Below are 18,185 nucleotides of genomic sequence, written 5' to 3'. Positions count from 1 at the left end.
GTCACACTAGCAAACCTAGATGATTTGATGGTCATGCTTTGTTACCTCGGCATCAGCAGCGCTGGTGAAGTCGCGCTCGGCGAGGTTCGCGCGGACGACACCCCCATTACCACGGTGATCGGACGCGATCGCGACATAGACCGCCGGGAGCACGAATAGCGTGATCAGCGTGCCCGCAGACATGCCAGCGGCGAGAACGAGTCCGATCGAGAACCGGCTCGCGGCGCCAGCTCCGGTTGCCGTCAACAAGGGTATGAAGCCCGTGACCATTGCCGCCGTGGTCATTAAGATTGGGCGCAGTCGGACACGCGCCGCCATCTCTATAGCCGAGCGACGGTCAAATCTCTCCTTGAACTGCAGCTCATTGGCGAACTCAACCATTAGGATGCCGTGCTTTGAAATCAACCCGACCAGTGTCAACAGTCCAACCTGGGTGTAGATGTTCATGGTCGCCCAGCCGAGGAACGGCGGAATCAAGGCGCCGACCATTGCCATCGGCACGCTGATCATGATGATGAGCGGATCGCGCAGACTTTCGAACTGCGCCGAAAGCACTAAGAATATGATGATGAGGGCAAATGCAAAGGTAATCGCCAATTGATTACCCTCGTGCACGTACTGGCGGGCGTCGGCCAGGAAGTCGTAACTGAAGCCTGGGGGCAGTTTCTTCGCCTCGGCTTCTAGGAAATCCACGGCCTGTTCGATCGTGACGCCGGGCATCGGCACGGCCTGAAAGGTCGCGCAGTTGAGCTGGTTGTAGTGGGTGAGCGCATTCGGATCGGTCGCAGTCTCGGTGGAGACTACGGTAGACAGCGGAAGCATCGATCCCGTCGCAGTCTTCACATAATAGCTTCCGATTGATTGCGGCACTAGCCGTTCCTCTCGCGGCACCTGCGGGATCACCTCGTAGGAGCGGCCCTGCAGATTGAAGCGGTTGACGTAATTTCCCCCAAGTAAGGTGGCGAGCGCGTTACCGACGATCTGCATGGTGATGCCAAGCTCGTTAGCCTTCGATCGATCAACCTTGATTCGTACCACCGGCTGGTTGAACTCGAGGTCGGAGTCGCTCACCATGAAGAGGCCGCTCTTCTGCGCGGCATCCTTCAACTTTGACATCTGCTCGTGGATGGATTGAAAGCCAAGAGTCGAATTGATCACCATCTGGACTGGTAGGCCACCAGAACCGCCCGGCAGCGGAGGCAAGCTAAAGGCAAACGCGTTGATGCCTTCGATTTTGGATAGCTCGGCCTGAACAAGCGACTTTAGTACAATCGATGATCGCTTGCGTTCGTCCCAAGGCTTGAGCAACATGCCGGCCATGCCACTCTGCTGGCCGCCAATGCCATTGAACACGAAGCTCAAGTCAGTCTCTGGAACTTTTTTCAACGCGCTTTCAAGCTTGGTGCCATAATAGTCGAGGTAGTCGATATTGGCGTATTTCGGCGCCTTAGTTAGCGCGAATATGATACCTTGATCCTCCTCCGGCGCTAGTTCCTTGGAAATATGCATATAGAGAAAGCCGACAAGTCCCAACATGGTCAGCGCAAATAGGCCGGTAATTGGGCGATAGTCGAGCGAACGGTCGAGCTTGCGGCCGTACCATCGTGTTACGGCACTGAACCCGCGGTTCACAAGCCTTGCAAATCGTCCCCCCTTGGCGCGCCTCAGGAAGAGAGAGCACATCATGGGCGACAGCGTCAAAGCGACCACACCGGACACGATCACCGCTCCTGCCAGCGTGAACGCGAATTCGCGGAACAGGCCACCGGTGAGGCCGCCAAGGAATCCGATCGGGGCATATACCGCAGCCAAGGTAATCGTCATGGAGATAACCGGACCGACGATCTCGCGCGCGCCCCTTGTAGCAGCCTGTAGCGGAGCCGCTCCTTCTTCTAAATGGCGATGAATATTCTCCACCACCACGATTGCGTCGTCGACCACGAGGCCGATCGCGAGAACCATCGCAAGGAGCGTCAGGAGGTTGAATGAGAACCCCAGCGCCAGCATCATGCTGCAGACACCAACGAGAGACAACGGAATAGTAACCACAGGAATGATGACGGACCGCAGCGAGGCCAGGAAAAGAAAGATCACGACGACCACAACCACGACGGCCTCAATGAGCGTCTTCTTCACTTCGTCGATCGATGATTGAATAAACTTGGATGAGTCGTAGGCCACTTTCATCTTCAGCGGCGGCGGCAGGTTACGCTCCATTTCAGGAAACAGCGCCCGAACGCCTCGCACTATGTTTAGCGGATTGCCTTCCGGGCTCGCTTGCACGCCGACAAAGACCGCGTGGTCGCCGTTCATCGTGACGGTAGTGTCCGTCATCTGCGCGGCAAGTTCGACTACCGCAATGTCTTCCATGCGCACAAAGCCACCGTCATTCGCCTTGACAATCATACGCTTGAAATCGTCAACACTCCGCAAATCCGTATTTGCTGTGACATCGGAGATAGTGAAATAGCCCTTGGTCTGGCCTGCCGCAGCCTGGAAGTTGTTAGCTGCGATTGCAGCCGAAACTTCAGCCGGCGATATGCCATGCCCAGCCATTTTCGCAGGGTCTAGCCATAGCCGCATCGCAAAACTCTGGCCGCCTAGGATGTCAGCCGCTGAAACGCCGTCGACGGTTGAGATAACCGGTTGCACGACGCGCGTGAGGTAGTCGGTGATCGCACTGGCCGCTAGCTCATCGCTGGAGAAAGCGATATACATGACAGCATTCGTCTGACCGCTCGACTTCGTGACGACTGGATCGTTTGATTCCTTCGGGATCAGGTATTTGACTGAGTTGACCTTGGAGAGCACCTCCGTGAGCGCTTCGTTTGGATTGAAGTTCAGCTTGATGTAAACTTGAATAGTCGAGACACCAAGCATAGACGAGGAACTGATGTAGTCGACGCCTTCGGCGGACGCGACTGCTTGCTCCAGGGGAGTGGTGATGAACCCCTGGATCATGTCGGCCGAGGCGCCAGGATAGGCAGTCGTGATATTGATGACCGTATTGGTTAGCTTCGGATATTGCCGGATCGGCAGTAGGACCGCGGCGCGCAAGCCGATCAGCAAGATCAGGAAACTCACGACGATTGACAATACCGGACGTTTGATGAAAAGCGCGGTAAATGTCATGTCAACTCGTATTCGGGATTGGGATGTAAATCTGCCACCAACTTTAAGGCAATGGTCAGCAATGCGGCGACTGTGCTAGAGCCCCCGCTGTAGAGCTCGTGCCCTTTTTGCGTTTATCGGCGAAAGGCCCGACAAGAATAGTTGATTAGAACGCAACGACTTCTAGCCGGGCATTAGTTCAGGCTTCGCACTTCGACATCGGAATTACAAACGACCTGACCGGTACTCAACTCTACAAAGGTAAGTGAGTGATATAGCATCGGCTGCAAAGCACTATACCAAGGTTTATCGAGTTCGCCGCTGATCACCGTCGCAAGACTTGCGGAGTTGCTAAACACAAATTCTTAGCCCCGCATATTCAGTGCGCGCCCGCTATCGCTTCGCTAACTCGCCGAACAAAGCCGTCTCGGGGCTTGCCCTCTGCTGCCAGTTCGATATGCCTCTCGGAACAGTGCTTTGAGCGTTTCTGTCAGCTCAATAAGCTGCGCTCTGGCTTGTCCACGCCTTGCGCTACCGAGTTGGCAACGCCAATACCACTTTGTCGATCCGACGCGTTGAGCCAACGTAGGCGGCCGTACATAGCGCCGCGGGGAGTCGCAGTGGACTATCGGCGGTTTTGGGCGTGTCACCGTCGATAAGTCAAGATACTGCAATGTGTCAACCGCCTCCAAATGCCTTGGCAGCCGCAATCAGCTTTTGTACGTTGCACTCTCCAGACCGAAAATCATCGAGCGCCGCGGGCAGCCCCTGGTTGATTGCAAGGGCCTGCTGCGCGCTTCCTAGCTGAGATAGCGATTGCGACTACTCATGGCGGGCCCATCCTTTTCACGAACCGTCGGTACGGTGACGATCTCGATCGGGACATTGAGATCAACCACCATGCGACGCACGACTACGCATTAATGAACATCCTTCTGGCCAAAAAAGCGACGTGGGGCTGCACCATGTTGAACAACTTGCAGACGACAGTCGCCACACCGCGAAAATGTCCGGGCCTGAAAGCGCCGCATAGAGGTTTCGCGAGGTCGCCAGGTCCAACAAAGGTTTCGAAATTGCTCGGATAGACTTCCTGTGCATCGGGCGCGAAGAGGATCGCAACACCAGATCCCGGCACAGTTCTTCATCGCGCAAGAAGTCGCGCAGATAGGTGCTGAGATCTTCATTTGCTCCGAACTGAGTGGGGTTAACGAAGATGCTGACGACGGTCACATCGCATTTTGCTTGGCTCGCTGCGATCAGCGCCAGGTGGCCATCGTGGAGATAGCCCACCGTCGGCACAATCCGGCCCTTTGATTGGCACTGCGGGATTTTGCGAGAGTGCGGCGAAGTTCAGCGACGCTCGTGATAATTTGAGGTGGATGGCGCCCAGTTGGCAATTGCCTCCCCAACGCCTTCGGGAAGCCGATAGGACTCTTGCGGGCCGGGGAACGCGCCACGGCGGACATCCGCTGCCCCGCGCGAAAGCGCATCATGGAACTGCTGAAAGCCTTCCGTATAGGCGGGAACGAATTTGGGGCGATGACCTTCGGTTTGGCCCAGCACGTCATGAAACAGAGCACCTGCTCTGAACAGTCTGGGCCCGAGCCGATTCCGATCGTCGGTATTGTCAAGGAATCGCTTACTCGAGCAGTAAGCTCAGCCGGAGTGCCCTCCAATACCAAAGCGAAACAGCTGGCCTCCTGCAGACGATGAGCATCATCGAGCAAACGCAGCGCTTCATCCACTTTGCGGCCCTGCACTTTGAAGCCGCCCATGACATTAACGCTCTGCGGAACAAGACCGAGATGACCCATCACGGGAATCTCGCAATCGACAATGGCACGCACCATCTCGATTCTTTTGCCACCGCCCTCGAGTCTCGCCGCAGCTGCTCCTCGCTGCAGAAATCCGCCAGCATTTCGTATGGTCTCCTCAACGCTGACGTGGAAGCTAAGAAAGGACATATCGGCGACGAGCAAGGCACGCGGTTTGCTGCGTACGGCGGCTTCGAGGTGATGGTTCATCATCGCAACACTTACTGGAGGCGTGTTTTCGAATCCAAGGCAGACGTTACCCCCGCTGTCACCGACGAGACTGATATCGATGGAAGGATCCGGGATAGGCGCCGCAACCGCGTCGTAGGCAGTCGTCATGACTAGACGCCGGCCGTCCTGCTTCCACCGCTGCAGGAGGGGAATTGTGATGCGGTCGACCGGTTGCTCCGAAACGCGACTCATTTGAACTCAGTTCGATTTTTAGCTGCGAACTGACAAAGCTTTGAACTTCAACCAACTCGCCGCCTATTGCAAAGTTATAGCGATCCCCAGCGCTCGAGTTGATCGAGTATCCCACGCGATCAGCAGTCTGGTTGCTACAATTCTTCAGCGTCAATCCGCTCTTCGTCGCTGTCCAAGAAGGACAAAGGGCAAAAAGTGAGTTGCGTATGGGCTTGGTGGATCCGCGCACCAGCGCCGTTGAGAACACACCATCGCGAGGCACGTGCGCGAGAATGACATAGGTCGAAGTCGCCCATAGGAGTTCTTGTTCCATATCTCCACAAGCCCATCGGTGGAATGGCCACTTCGAAATAAGGATGTGGATCGAGGGTGGCGGAACCGCGACAATGAAGATTGGCCTCCAGCACATCCTTCGCAGCGACTACTTTTCTCGCCAAGTGTTTTGCGCACCCGCGACTTCCCTGTGAGAGCGGAAGAAATCTGTCGACCCGCCAAGAAGAAAGGAAAGACCCTCTCGGAAATCACCCGCAGATGGTGAAAATTCCTTTTGGTTGCGTCATCAACGCCAGAAGGCTTCCTTCGCTTGCTGTAGGTCTTGCGGGCGTGTTCGGCTTCGGCCGATTCGCGGGCCGGCTGTCGCGTCGGACCGATCGGGTTTACTTCTACAGCGCACTTTTGATGCATCGATTTTTTCCAGTGTTAAATCCACCGAGGTGAGCATAAGGCGGCATGCAACAGATTGTATTTCTGAGCCGATTGATCGGTAAAGAGCTCCTATAGAGTTTTGTACCGATGTGCTTGAGACCGAGGCGTCCGTCTCGGCAGTCCTCCCCCGCAGGCTGCTCTGTCCTGTCCGGTCCATTAACCGCTGGCCTATATGGTCACCTTGCCGAGCTTTTTGATACCGACCCGGATCGGGTCCGCCGGAATGCTCACGTTCATAGCGTCGCTCCGGCTCAGCCGGGCCCAGGTTGCGCAATCGGTTTAATCCCAGCCGGCGCCGGATAGGGCTGAAGGTCGCCGGCGACACTACCGGCCTCGATTGAGATCTGTTTGACCTGTGGCGCTGTCGTCCCAACGTTCCGGCTTCTGCGCATGGGAAGGCAGGATTTGGCTTGGATAAAAGAGGTCTTGTGGAGCGATCACGGTCCATCCACTCCTTCCTCGCCGAACGCTTAAACTTGGCGACCGTCCTCGCCGAAAACGGCGAGTTGCAGCGCACTGCAGCCTTCGTTAGGCCAGCCTCGATCAAGATTGGCGCCATGGCCTTTCGGCGTCAATGGCGCATTCTTGGGGGCGTTCATCCGATCCTTAAGGGGTAGGCTAAAGCTTCGGCAGGTTGCTTCCTCGTTCAGGACCGGATGGACAACCTACTGAAAGCTCACACCTCATGGTCTCACAGACATCCTACCCGAACTGGTTGCCCCCCCATGCGGCCCCTCTAGAGGCGCGCGTATGCGCGCAGCGATCTGTCGCGCTTTTCGGCCGCAGGTTGGGTTCCACGCAATCGAGTATGGCCAGCATCGCCAGAACTTCGTCGACGTTAAATGTGGCCGCCCTGCGATCTGATAGTCCCAGAGACCGATGGGGGGCGCGGACCCGATTGGCTGCAAGCACCGCAAGCGCTTGCGGCCGCAAGGACGTAATATGCCGCTCGAATATATGCATTCGTTGGCCTGTAGCTGCCCTGTGGGCATGATGTCGCGAGCGCTGGTGGCCAACCCGGTCGCAAAGACTGGGGCTGGCCACCTTTGCTCCCAAGAGGCTCCAATTCTAAAGGGCTACAAAGTTGTATCTTCGAGAAGTACCAAGGGGCACCTACCAAAATCGGTGGCTCCCAGAGCTGGCCCCGCAAATTCGGACAGTAGCTTGAGTGGATTTTCTGCCTGACAGCGGCGAGGATTCTTGCTGCGAATCAGGAGCGAAGATGACGAAGAAGAGCCGCCGGACGCATTCTCCGGCATTCAAGGCGAAGGTTGCTTTGGCTGCGGTCAAAGGAGACAAGACACTGGCGGAGCTGGCGCAACTGTTTGATGTTCATCCGAACCAGATCACGATCTGGAAAAACCAGCTCCTGGAAGGCGCCGCCGGCGTGTTTGGGCATGACAAGACATCGGCCGAGACGCCGGTCGATTTGAAGGCGTTGCATGCCAAGATCGGCGAGCTGGCGTTGGAAAACGATTTTTTGTCCGGCGCGCTCACCAAGGCGGGCCTGCTGAGCGCAAAGCGATGATCGACCGCGGTCATGATCTTTCTATCGTGCGCCAGGCGAAGGTCCTGAAGCTGGCTCGCAGCACGGTCTACTATGAACCTCGGCCAGTTTCGGCCGAGGACCTTGCCTTGATGCGTCGGCTCGATGAGCTGCATCTCGATTATCCCTTCGCGGGAGCGCGTATGCTGCGATCGTTGCTGCGGCGGGAGGGGGTATACGCCGGTCGCCGCCACATCGCGACGCTGATGAAGCGCATGGGGATCGAGGCGGTCTATCGTCGCCCGAACACGAGCAAGCCGGCTCCGGGTCACAAGATCTACCCGTACCTGTTGCGCGGATTGAAGATCGAGCGGCCCGACCATGCGTGGGCAATGGACATCACCTACATTCCGATGCGGCGTGGCTTCGTCTATCTCGCGGCGGTCGTCGATGTGTTCAGCCGACGGGTCCTGGCCCATCGCGTCTCGATCACAATGGAGGCGGCCTTCTGCGTCGAAGCGGTCCAGGAGGCGTTGGCGAAGCACGGCAGGCCCGCGATTTTCAACACGGACCAGGGCAGCCAGTTCACCAGCCTCGAGTTCACCGATGTGCTGCTGGACGCGAAGATCGCCATCAGCATGGATGGCAAGGGCGCCTGGCGCGACAACGTGTTTGTCGAGCGGCTCTGGCGCACGGTCAAATACGAAGAAGTTTATCTCCGCGCCTACGACAGCGTGTCCGAGGCGCGAGCGTCAATTGCCAAGTATCTGGCCTTCTACAATCAGGGACGCCCTCACTCGAGCCTTGACGGGCGCACGCCCGACGAGGCTTACTTCGGCACGCAAGCTATGGTGATGGCCGCATGACCGTCGCCGACGATTTTGTCGTCGCTCTGGTCGGGCTACGCCCTCCCGACGCAACGACAAAATCGTAAAGCCCCGCGTTCAGCATAACCCGGCAGGAATCCACTTAAATCCAGCGGGGCGCTGTCCAAACAACCGGGGCCAGCTCTTTCCTCGTTCTGTTCGAGCATGATCCGCAGTTGAGGTGCACGATGGCGTCTTCATTGGGAAAGATGGCGTCCCCCCTCGGTCCGACGAAGTGCATCTCTACCCCTTCGCGGGTCTCGAACTTCTTGCAGCGGCGGGTCCTTCCGGGCCCCCCTACGCGGGTGACCCGCGACCACTCGACTTTGCTAGATATAAAATTTCAAAAGGCACTTTCTGTTCTCGGATCGGCGTGGAACCCAGGGGTGGGCCTGCTCAGGAAAAAAATCCGGTCGGCTATTTTTGAGCCTGAAATTGATGTCTTCGTCCGTTCGTCATCGGGCGGCGCCAAGTGCGACCGAAACACGCTCGAAAGCATCTATACCAATTGAGACCGTATGGCTCCCAATCGGAGCCTCTATCCATGATCGTTATCGGCCTCAAGGGCCTTATCGGGGCGGCAAGACCACCGTGACCCGCATCGAAAGCCACGGGTTTGTACGCGGCCGGTTCGCTGGCGCGCTGAAGCGACATGCTGCGCGCCTACCCACATTACCGGCGCTGCGACGAAGCCACCATCGAACGCATGATCGACGGCGACCTGAAGGAACAGCCGTTGCCCTAGCTCAGCGGCAAGTCGCCCCGGCCGGCTGCCCGCTGACGGCCCAAGAGCTGCGAAGCTACGCAAATACGCCAACGCACGTCGTCGAGATAGCGCTGGCAAAAAAGCTGACTGAGGCGCCGTGGGCAACGCAGTCGACGAGGATGTCGGCGAGACGCTCCAATCGCTTATCGACTTCGTCGGCGCCGATGCGCCGTACCAGACCTTGTTGCGGGTGGCCAGTCTAAGATCCGAGCTGTTACAGCGGCGTTGGCGATTAAGCTACGCGTTTCGTCTTTCATCTGATCCAACGAATATGACCGTTTTTGTGCCATGAATGATAGAGCCGCGACGAAGAGGGCCCGACTACCGCCAGTCGCCTGAAGCTCATTTTTCAACACTGGCCATACGATGATGCGACCGGGACCATGACGTCATCTAGCGAAGCTCTATCCGTTCTCTACGAGCCGCCGAGTCTGCCGCCGCGACTTCAGGAAGCCGCGGTCGGTTGCCATGAACTTGAAGAGCATGGGCGAGATAAGCTTCGCTGGGTCAACCATCTGTCCACTTTGGGCGGATAGTAAATCCGCATAAGCAAGCAGATCGCGATGTACGCTTGCGGGTAGCTCCGCAGTGATCTTTACCGGTTTGTCATCTGGAACGGCAGCAATTTTCAACTTCGACACAACATCTACCTCGCGTAAGGCTGAAGGATCAGATCGCGATTCACGATCACGCGGATCGGGAAGCCAGGACGTACCGTCAGCGTGGGCTGGATATTGAGACCGCGCCGAACTACCTGCTGTCCAGTTTGGTTTAGAGAGTCCGAGGCGCCGTGACGCAACGCCTGGATAATTGCGCTGTCGTTGCTGTTAGTGTCCGAGCCGGCACCCAGTTCCGTTCCGACGGCGAGAAACGTCGATAGTGCCGCAGCCTTGAAGAGTTCGCCCCAGTGATTGTCCACCTGGTCTTCTAGGCCAGCATAGCCAGCGGTGTCAGCGCCAGGCTGCCGCTCGAGAACTATAGAACGTCCATTCGGCATGATTAGCCGGGTCCAGACGAGCAGAACGCGAGACTGGCCGAAAGTGACCTGGCTGTCGTAGATGCCGATTAGACGCGCTCCCTGAGGCACGAGCAGAAAGCGACCGGTCGGCGTGTCAAAAACATTCTCGGTTACCTGCGCGGTAATTTGGCCTGGCAGGTCCGATCGGATCCCGGTGATCAGCGCCCCTGGAATCACCGTCCCGGCCTGCACGATGTATGGTGAAGCGGGCCTGATGACACGGTCAGGGCTTACCATGCGACGGTCCACGGAGGCATTCACGAAGGCAAGCTTGCGGTCCTGGCCGTTTTGCGCAGATCTATCCTCGCCAGTGCTCGTTGCGCTTGGTGATGCGAGGCGGTCGCCTCCAACCGCCGCAGCGGTGGGCGGACGCGCTCCTTCATTGGTCGCAGCGAACAAATGGCTGATGCGGGCTGCCTCAGTCTCTTGATCCCGGCGCTGCTGGTCTGGATCAGTGCCGATCGTCGGCGACTGGCCTTGAGCAGCAAGTATTGGTCGACCGAGGTCGCCGGGAAGCGGCGGACCAAGCTGCGGGATTGGCTGGCGCGGAACGCCAGCATAGTCCTTCGGCAGCGTCGTAATACCGTCGGCAACATTGTGGTGGTCGGTACTGTAAAGCTCATCGGCCGCTTGATTGCGGGAGCGATTGTTCTGCAGCGACCACAGCACCGCTCCGCCGATGACAAGCAGGGCAACCGCGCTCCCGCCGGCCAAGACCTTCCGCGACAACCGCGTCACGCGCGTGTGCTCTGCTCTCAAGCGGAAGCTCTCGGATGGCTCCACTTGTGTCTCCGGCGGAATAGCTTGCTCGTTTACATTCCGAGAGTTCATGACGACGGCCTCCCGCCGGTTCTGACAATCCTGACCTTCTTCTGGTGCTCACCACCAAGCCGCAGTTCGGCGGCAGCAAACAGCCGATCGACGATCAATACATTGCCGTCAGCGCGATAGTTGACGAGTTCGGTCTTGCCGTCTGGACCGATGACAAAGAGCGGAGGCATCTCGCCCTGCACGATGCCTTGCGGGAATTCGACATAGACCTTGCGGCCATCGTCATATGCGGCGAGCGGTCGCCAGGGAGGACTGTCCCCTTCGATGGCATAGCGGGAGATGCGCTGCGCCGGGTTCGGAAGAGCGGGTTTCAGAGCGACCGAACGCCATCGTTCCCGTGCGGTTTCAGGATAGTACCAGGCAACAGACGGCATGTATGGCCGTTCGCGGGATCGGAGTTCGATCAGGTAGGTGCGCCGGTCAGTGTTGACCACTAGGTTGGTTTCGATCGAAGCTCGGGTCGGCTTGACCAAGACATGGACGCGCCGTGTATCGCCGCTGCCGCTCTCGGTATCGCCCACGACCCAGCGTACAGTATCTCCGGCCGCGATCGGCCCTGATCCCGTCAACTGTTCTCCCTCCTCGAGCGCGATATCTGTGATCTGCCCCGGCGCGGCGTAAATCTGATAGAGAGCCCCGGGACTGTAGGCGTAGATTTGCGCCGCATTGAAATACCCCCGCTTGCGCGGTTCGACCCTGGCCGCATTGTTTGCCGTCTCAACCCGGCTCACCGGTTCGACCTCTTCCTTCCCGGCCGACTTGCCTCCGAGAGCCGGCTTCCAGAGCGGCGGAACGTGAAGCGGTCGCAATCTGTCGTCGAGAGCCACGGGCGTCGCCGGCAGCGGAGGAACTTCAGTGTCATAGCTGATCTCCGGCGGAATGTATGTCGCGCACCCACCGAGCACGGACGAGCAAAGCATAAGAGCGGACAGAAGTGCACGCTTCGCGCTCACGAACCCGCGCCAAGTCGAATTGAGTCCGTTTTGCTGAATGGAACATTTCGAATGAACGTCAGACGGCGTCTTGGTCACTGACCCAACTCCTTTGACCAGTTGATGGCGCGGACATAGACGCCAAGAGGATTCTTGCGTAGGCGCTCGGCTTCGCGCGGCGTCTCGATCACGATTGTAAGAATTGCAGTCCAGCGCTCGGTCGAGTTCAAGGCGCCATTGTCGTAGATGCGCTGGGTCCATGCGACCCGAAAGCTTTCCGACGACGCACGAATGACGCTCGAGACCTCGACAGAGATTTGCGCCTTACCCAGCTTGGCAAAGGGGTCGTTGCTGCGCGCGTAGTCGTTGAGCGCAGCGGCGCCGCGATCAGTCGTAAAATCATAGGCCCGCAGCCAGTTTTGGCGCAGAACGATCCCGTCGGCCGGTAGGCCTCTGACATCCTCGATAAAGCGTGCCAGATGATAAGCGATCTGCGCATCAGTGGGCTGATATTCAATGTTAGCCGGCGCAATCCGCTGAGCCTGACCGAGATGATCGACTTCGACCACCCACGGCGTGATCGAGCCCTGACTCGATTGCCAGACAAGGCCACCTGCGAGACCGGCTGACAGCATCAGGCAGCCAAAAGCCATCAGGCGCCAGCTCTTGGCTTGCACGCGCGCTGATCCAATGCGTTCGTCCCAAACCTGCGCGGCCTTTTGATAAGGCGTAATCGGCTCGGGCATGCGCCCGTAGTGAACTGATGGCCGTTTGAACATCGATGGTTGCCCCTGATATCGAGTGATCGGTTTCAAGTCGTGCGATGGAAGGGTTTGAGGCGCTGGTGTGCGGCAGAGATGCGGGGTGCGTCTCAACGTTCTCCCTCGGACAAATCGACGGAGGAACCGCTACCACCATGATCGCCCGAGCGGACGGCGTGGCCAGCGGCCGAGGCACCATGCCGGATGGTCTGAGCACGCTTCATGCGGCGAGCCCAATCGGGCTGCCCTTCGGCCGGTGCGCTCGCGCCCTGCTCGCCCGCTTGACTACCTCCGAAGGCGGCCGCTGCTCGACGCAAAGGACTCGTCGCAGCCGAAGCGCCAGCCTCCGCGACGCCGGCAAGGCCGCCGCTTCGATAGGCGGCTGTTGCTCCGCTGATGACAGCGCCGCCACCGCGCGCGCCGCCAGCAATCGCACCACCAGCGAGACCGGCACCGCCAGCGGCAAGTCCCGCGCCAGCCGCAACAATGCCGCCAGCAGCAAGGCCTGTTCCAATCGTGGCGCCGGCGCCGAGTTGGGGGCCGCCCGACACCAGGCCGTTTGCGATACCCGGACCGAAGATACCGAGGCCCAGCAAGGAAAGCGCCGCGAGCACCAGCGTCATCGCGTTTTCGATGGTTGGCTGTGCACCGCCGAAACCTGCGGTGAACTGCGAGAACAGGGTGGAGCCGATGCCGACGATGACGGCCAGGACCAGGATCTTAATGCCGGAAGATATGACGTTGCCCAGAACGCGCTCCGCCGCGAAGGTGGTCTTGCCAAACAAGCCAAAGGGAATGAGCACGAACCCGGCCAGTGTCGTGAGCTTGAACTCGATCAGGGTGACGAAGAGCTGGATCGCCAAAATGAAGAAGGCGAGCAGCACCACGACCCACGCGAACAGAAGAACCACGATCTGGACGAAATTTTCGAAAAAGCTGATGTAGCCCATCAGGTTGGAGATCGAATCGAGGAGCGGTCGGCCGGCATCAAGTCCGACTTGAGCGATCTTTCCAGGTCTCAGGAAATCCGATGCGGAGAGGCTTGCGCCTGATGCTTTCAGGCCAAGACCGGCAAAGCTCTCGAAGACGATGCGCGCCAGACTGTTCCAGTTACCGATGAGGTAGGCGAAGACCCCTACGAAGAGCGTCTTCTTGACGAGACGCGCGGTGATGTCCTCATCAGTTCCCCAACTCCAGAACAACGCTGCGAGCGTAATGTCGATCGCAGCAAGGGTCGTTGCGAGATATCCGACATCGCTCCCCAGCAGCCCAAAGCCGTTGTCGATGTAACGCGTGAACGTTTCCAGGAACTGGTCAATGATCCCCGTACCAGTCATGGCTTGCTTGCCTCAGGTGTCACCAGGTTCGGATATCCCTGCGGGATCCGGCTTTGATCCTTTGGAGCGAGCGCCACGCCGGGGGCGGAAGCGTCGTGAACAGGAGTTGCGGCACGGTCTTTCTTGCCAAAGAAGCGACGGCGGTTTTCGGCCCAAACTTGCTTGCAACGCTCAAAACCCTCTGCTTGCTCCGCAGCGACGCTGCGGCAGCGCGCGAGGTCTGAGCTGGTTGCGTCTGTCATCTGCTCCGCTTTCGGCGGCGCGGGCGACTCGACACCACCACGAAGCTGAATCGTGCAGGCAGCGACGGCCACTAGGCCGATTGTCGTAAGCAGCGACAGCGCCTTGAATGCCTTTAGGTCGGTCATCAGTGGAACATCTGCACGTTGAAGGATTGATAGCCCTCTCCTGGCGTCAGGAATCGCCTGAGTTGCTCTCGTCCTTGATCCTGAGCCGAGCCGCGCTGAGCCGCTTCGAGGCTCTGCGCCCTGCCCTGCGCCGTCACGACAGCGGTGAGGTCGGCGAGTTGCTGCGCGTTCAATGCCAGAATCTGATTGCCAGCTTGGGTTGCCTGCAGAGCGCCGCTTGCGCCTTGGCTAGACGCTACGAGCGCGGACGTCTGGATGCGATTGGTGTCGAGATTGCCAACGATGCCCGCCTGAACTCGCAGCGCGTCTTGCGTTGCCGCATAGGAATTCTGCCAACGTGTTTGGGCGTTGAAGATCAGCAACTGGTTCGACTGGCTGACTGTAGCTGGCGCATAGCTCGTCGAAAACGCGCGATCGATCTGCTGGACGTCATAGGCGATGCGCTGGGCCTGGGCCAGTAATTGCTGAGTCCGCTGGATCGAGGATTGCAGTTGCTGCAGCGACGAGTACGGCAGGTTTGCTAGGTTTTTCGCCTGATTGATCAGCATCTGCGCCTCGTTCTGCAACGAGGTGATCTGATTATTGATCTGCTGGAGCTCCCGCGCAGCTGTTAGGACGTTCTGCACGTAGTTGTTGGGATCAAAGACGATCCACTGCGCTCGCGCGGACACCGTGACGCTGAGCATCAGCGCGACCGTGGCAGCGGCCGCCAATAGGCCAAGATGCCTCATAGGGATTTCTCCAGATTGACGAGATTGGGGATGACGTCTAGGGCCCAGGCGACACCGCGGTGCCGGAGCCAGGCCGGCACGAAGCCGTCAGGTCCATGTTCGGCGAGGAGTTGCGTGATCGCGGCTTGGTCTGCCTTGGAAGAGGCTGCGGTAAAGGCGAGCGCGACTTCACCGAGCCCAAGTTCGAACATCCGATTGCCCCGACGCGACTGGCAGTAGTAGTCGCGCTTTGGCGTTGCTCGGCTCAGAAGTTCGATTTGGCGATCATTGAGTCCGAAGCGGCGGTAGATCGTGGTGATCTGGGGTTCGATCGCCCGTTCGTTCGGCAGCAGCAGGCGCGTTGGGCAGCTTTCGATGATCGCTGGCGCGATCGCGGAGCCATCGATGTCCGACAGTGACTGGGTGGCGAAGATGACGGACGCATTCTTCTTCCGGAGCGTCTTCAGCCATTCCCGGAGTTGACCGGCAAAATCTTCATCGTCGAGGGCAAGCCAGCCTTCGTCGACAATGAGAAGTGTCGGCCGGCCGTCGAGACGGTCTCCGATCCGATGAAAGAGGTAAGCCAGAACCGCTGGGGCAGCGCTCGTTCCGATCAACCCTTCAGTCTCAAACGCCTGAACCGAAGCTTCGCCAAGGCGCTCGAATTCGGCGTCAAGCCGGCGCCCGGAGGGACCGCCCAGGCAATAGGGCTGCAGGGCCCTTTTCAGGGAATTGGATTGCAGCAAGACCGAGAGGCCCGTGAGGGTGCGCTCCTCCCTCGGCGCCGAAGCGAGAGAGGTGAGCGCCGACCACAGATGATCCTTGACCTCCGGCGTGATCTCGACCTTTTCCCGCGCCAGGATCGCGCAGATCCATTCCGTGGCCCATCCGCGCTCGGCGGAATCGTCGATCCAGGCCAAAGGTTGCAGCGCGACGGGGTTTTCGTCCCCTTCAGACAGCGCACCGCCGAGATCATGCCAGTCGCCGCCCATGGCGAGCGCGGCCGCCCGGATCGAACCGCCGAAATCAAACGCAAAGACCTGCGAGTTCGGATAGCGCCGGAATTGCAGCGCCATCAGAGCGAGCAACACCGACTTTCCGGCACCGGTCGGTCCCACCACAAGGGTATGGCCGACATCTCCGACGTGGAGCGAAAACCGGAACGGCGTTGATCCCTCGGTCTTACCAAACAGGAGCGGCGGGCCCCTGAAATGCAGGTCCCTGCCTTCGCCCGCCCAGACGGCCGACATCGGAATCATATGGGCGAGGTTGAGTGTCGATACCGGTGGCTGCCTCACATTCGCATAGACATGCCCCGGCAGACTGCTGAGCCAGGCTTCGACGGCGTTCACCGTCTCGATCATGCAGGTGAAATCGCGCCCCTGAATGACCTTCTCGACCAGGCGGAGCTTTTCATCGGCGGCATTAGGATCGCGGTCCCAGACAGTGATGGTCGCCGTGACAAAGGCTTGTCCGATCTGGTCGGACCCCAGTTCCTGCAACGCCGCATCGGCATCAAGCGCCTTGTTGTGGGCGTCGGTATCGAGCAGCGCCGACACCTCGTTCGTCATGACCTCCTTGAGGATGGCGCCAATCGACTTTCGCTTGGCGAACCACTGCCGCCGAATCTTTGTCAGCAGCTTGGTGGCATCGGTCTTGTCGAGCATGATCGCGCGGGTCGACCAGCGATACGAAAACGCCAGGCGATTCAGGTCGTCCAGGATTCCCGGGGTCGTCGCGCCAGGAAAGCCGACGATTGTCAGGACCCGAAGATTGGCTGAGCCCAACATCGGCTCGAGTCCGCCGGTCAGCGGCTGGTCGGCCAGCAGAGCATCGATGTACATGGGAATCTCAGGTGCTCGAACTCGATGACGCTTGGTCGAGATCGTCGAGTGCAGATAAGTCAGCGTGTCCTGATCATCGAGCCAGGTGCATTCCGGCATGAACCCTTCAAGCAGGCCGAGCACGCGGTTGGTTTGGTCGATAAATCCGCGCAGCACCTCCCGGGCATCTGCTCCAACGGTGCGGTCGCGACCTTCATAGAGCAATCTCTCCGCCATAGCCGCTCCCTCCTCCGGAGGCAGATAGAGGAAGGTCAGGAAGTAGCTGGACTCGTAATGGGCACCTGCCTCTTCGAACTGAGCCCTGCGTTCCGCGTCGACCAGCGCGGACGCGACGTCCGGAAAGGAGTTAGGCGGGTACGCCCCCGCAAAGTGACGTTGCGCCTCAACGAACACGGCCCAACCCGATCCCAGGCGACGCACGGCGTTGTTCAAACGGCCGGCGACGGCGACAAGTTCAGCCGGCACTGCGCTATCGAGATCGGGGCCGCGGAATTTCGCGGTTCGTTGGAACGAGCCGTCCTTGTTCAGGATGATTCCCTCGTCGACCAAGGCGGCCCAAGGCAGAAAGTCGGCGAGACGAGCATTAGAATGGCGATATTCGGCAAGGTTCATCATGGACATGAGCTCAGGCGTTGAGATGGCTGGGGATGCGCAGATGCCGGCGCACCACATCGACAAAGGCAGCGTCGCGCTTGGCGGCCCAGACGGCGGCCATGTGGCCGATGAACCAGAGGACGAGACCGGCGATCCAGAGCCGAAGTCCGAGCCCAAGGGCTGCCGCAAGCGTGCCGTTCACGATCGCAACCGACCGCGGCGCGCCGCCCATCAGGATTGGCTCAGTAAGCGCGCGGTGAACGGGCACCAAAAAGCCTTTGACCGGTTCATCCATCAGATCACCACGCCGCCGCCGAAGGAGAAGAACGACAGGAAGAAGCTCGAGGCGGCAAACGCGATCGACAGACCAAACACGATCTGGATCAGCCTGCGGAAACCACCTGACGAGTCCCCGAACGCGAGCGTGAGCCCGGTCACGACGATGATGATGACGGCGATGATCTTGGCGACTGGACCTTCAACCGACTGCAGAATCTGATTGAGTGGCTGCTCCCACGGCATGTTCGAGCCAGCCGCCCACGCCGATGCCGACGCCAAAAGCACCGTGCCGAAAGCGGCCAACGATGCACCTCGAAGAAAGCGAAATTGCTGACGCATG

14 protein-coding genes and 2 pseudogenes are annotated in these 18,185 nt (G+C 59.0%); 2 read left to right on the top strand and 14 right to left on the bottom strand.

Annotated elements, in window-relative coordinates; genetic code table 11:
• Positions 1-15 precede the first annotated feature (15 nt).
• The 4 genes and pseudogenes from ABIA42_RS00205 to panB all read right to left on the bottom strand — a co-directional run bounded on the left by ABIA42_RS00205 (position 16) and on the right by panB (position 5,348).
• Positions 16-3,132, bottom strand: coding sequence for an efflux RND transporter permease subunit (locus ABIA42_RS00205; RefSeq protein ID WP_028153850.1), 3,117 nt, complete (start codon positions 3,130-3,132; stop codon positions 16-18).
• 779 nt (positions 3,133-3,911) lie between these two features.
• A complete protein-coding gene (locus ABIA42_RS00200) occupies positions 3,912-4,013 on the bottom strand; it encodes a pantoate--beta-alanine ligase (protein WP_231166596.1) in 102 nt (33 codons plus the stop codon).
• An 11-nt stretch (positions 4,014-4,024) separates the two neighbouring features.
• A pseudogene (locus ABIA42_RS00195) lies at positions 4,025-4,401 on the bottom strand (pantoate--beta-alanine ligase).
• A gap of 60 nt (positions 4,402-4,461) precedes the next feature.
• Positions 4,462-5,348 (bottom strand): annotated as a pseudogene (gene panB / locus ABIA42_RS00190) (3-methyl-2-oxobutanoate hydroxymethyltransferase).
• 1,927 nt (positions 5,349-7,275) lie between these two features.
• Here panB and ABIA42_RS00185 point away from each other — a divergent pair.
• Both ABIA42_RS00185 and ABIA42_RS00180 read left to right on the top strand, forming a co-directional pair.
• A protein-coding gene (locus tag ABIA42_RS00185) for an IS3-like element ISRj2 family transposase (protein ID WP_109866565.1) occupies positions 7,276-8,405 on the top strand; the annotation gives its coding sequence in 2 pieces (ribosomal slippage) (positions 7,276-7,528 and positions 7,528-8,405; 1,131 coding nt in all).
• Between the two features lie 863 nt (positions 8,406-9,268).
• Positions 9,269-9,463 (top strand): hypothetical protein, encoded by a 195-nt coding sequence (locus tag ABIA42_RS00180; protein ID WP_162131539.1) that lies wholly within the window; start codon positions 9,269-9,271, stop codon positions 9,461-9,463.
• Positions 9,464-9,575: 112 nt separating this feature from the next.
• Here the strand turns inward: ABIA42_RS00180 and ABIA42_RS00175 are convergent, their stop codons facing one another.
• The 10 genes from ABIA42_RS00175 to ABIA42_RS00130 all read right to left on the bottom strand — a co-directional run bounded on the left by ABIA42_RS00175 (position 9,576) and on the right by ABIA42_RS00130 (position 18,184).
• Positions 9,576-9,812 (bottom strand): DUF2274 domain-containing protein, encoded by a 237-nt coding sequence (locus ABIA42_RS00175; RefSeq protein WP_011084436.1) that lies wholly within the window; start codon positions 9,810-9,812, stop codon positions 9,576-9,578.
• A gap of 5 nt (positions 9,813-9,817) precedes the next feature.
• The gene (locus ABIA42_RS00170) at positions 9,818-11,020 is read right to left on the bottom strand and encodes a TrbI/VirB10 family protein (protein WP_011084435.1); all 1,203 of its coding nucleotides are present in this window, start codon (positions 11,018-11,020) and stop codon (positions 9,818-9,820) included.
• Positions 11,017-12,051 carry a P-type conjugative transfer protein TrbG gene (trbG, locus tag ABIA42_RS00165; protein ID WP_014498060.1) on the bottom strand — a complete coding sequence of 345 codons (1,035 nt, stop codon included), beginning with the start codon at positions 12,049-12,051 and terminating at the stop codon, positions 11,017-11,019. Before trbG ends, ABIA42_RS00170 begins: the two co-directional genes overlap by 4 nt.
• The gene (gene trbF, locus ABIA42_RS00160) at positions 12,048-12,731 is read right to left on the bottom strand and encodes a conjugal transfer protein TrbF (protein ID WP_011084433.1); all 684 of its coding nucleotides are present in this window, start codon (positions 12,729-12,731) and stop codon (positions 12,048-12,050) included. Before trbF ends, trbG begins: the two co-directional genes overlap by 4 nt.
• A 92-nt stretch (positions 12,732-12,823) precedes the next feature.
• Positions 12,824-14,050 carry a P-type conjugative transfer protein TrbL gene (gene trbL / locus ABIA42_RS00155; RefSeq protein ID WP_041957456.1) on the bottom strand — a complete coding sequence of 409 codons (1,227 nt, stop codon included), beginning with the start codon at positions 14,048-14,050 and terminating at the stop codon, positions 12,824-12,826.
• Entirely contained in the window at positions 14,047-14,418 is a 372-nt protein-coding gene (trbK-alt, locus tag ABIA42_RS00150; RefSeq protein WP_041957458.1) for a putative entry exclusion protein TrbK-alt, read from the bottom strand. Before trbK-alt ends, trbL begins: the two co-directional genes overlap by 4 nt.
• Entirely contained in the window at positions 14,418-15,149 is a 732-nt protein-coding gene (gene trbJ, locus ABIA42_RS00145) for a P-type conjugative transfer protein TrbJ (protein WP_041957460.1), read from the bottom strand. The genes trbK-alt and trbJ overlap by 1 nt, the downstream gene beginning before the upstream one ends.
• On the bottom strand, positions 15,146-17,587 hold the full coding sequence (gene trbE / locus ABIA42_RS00140) for a conjugal transfer protein TrbE (protein ID WP_145832029.1): 2,442 nt from the start codon (positions 17,585-17,587) through the stop codon (positions 15,146-15,148). The genes trbJ and trbE overlap by 4 nt, the downstream gene beginning before the upstream one ends.
• A gap of 10 nt (positions 17,588-17,597) precedes the next feature.
• Positions 17,598-17,861 carry a VirB3 family type IV secretion system protein gene (locus ABIA42_RS00135; RefSeq protein WP_041957462.1) on the bottom strand — a complete coding sequence of 88 codons (264 nt, stop codon included), beginning with the start codon at positions 17,859-17,861 and terminating at the stop codon, positions 17,598-17,600.
• A complete protein-coding gene (locus ABIA42_RS00130; RefSeq protein ID WP_038936972.1) occupies positions 17,861-18,184 on the bottom strand; it encodes a TrbC/VirB2 family protein in 324 nt (107 codons plus the stop codon). The genes ABIA42_RS00135 and ABIA42_RS00130 overlap by 1 nt, the downstream gene beginning before the upstream one ends.
• Position 18,185 lies beyond the last annotated feature (1 nt).

The sequence above is a fragment of the Bradyrhizobium sp. USDA 327 genome (assembly GCF_041262065.1).
In the GTDB taxonomy this organism is placed as follows: Bacteria; Pseudomonadota; Alphaproteobacteria; order Rhizobiales; family Xanthobacteraceae; genus Bradyrhizobium; species Bradyrhizobium liaoningense.
Note: the sequence above shows the minus strand (reverse complement) of the source record. Positions and strands in the feature narration are given on the sequence as shown.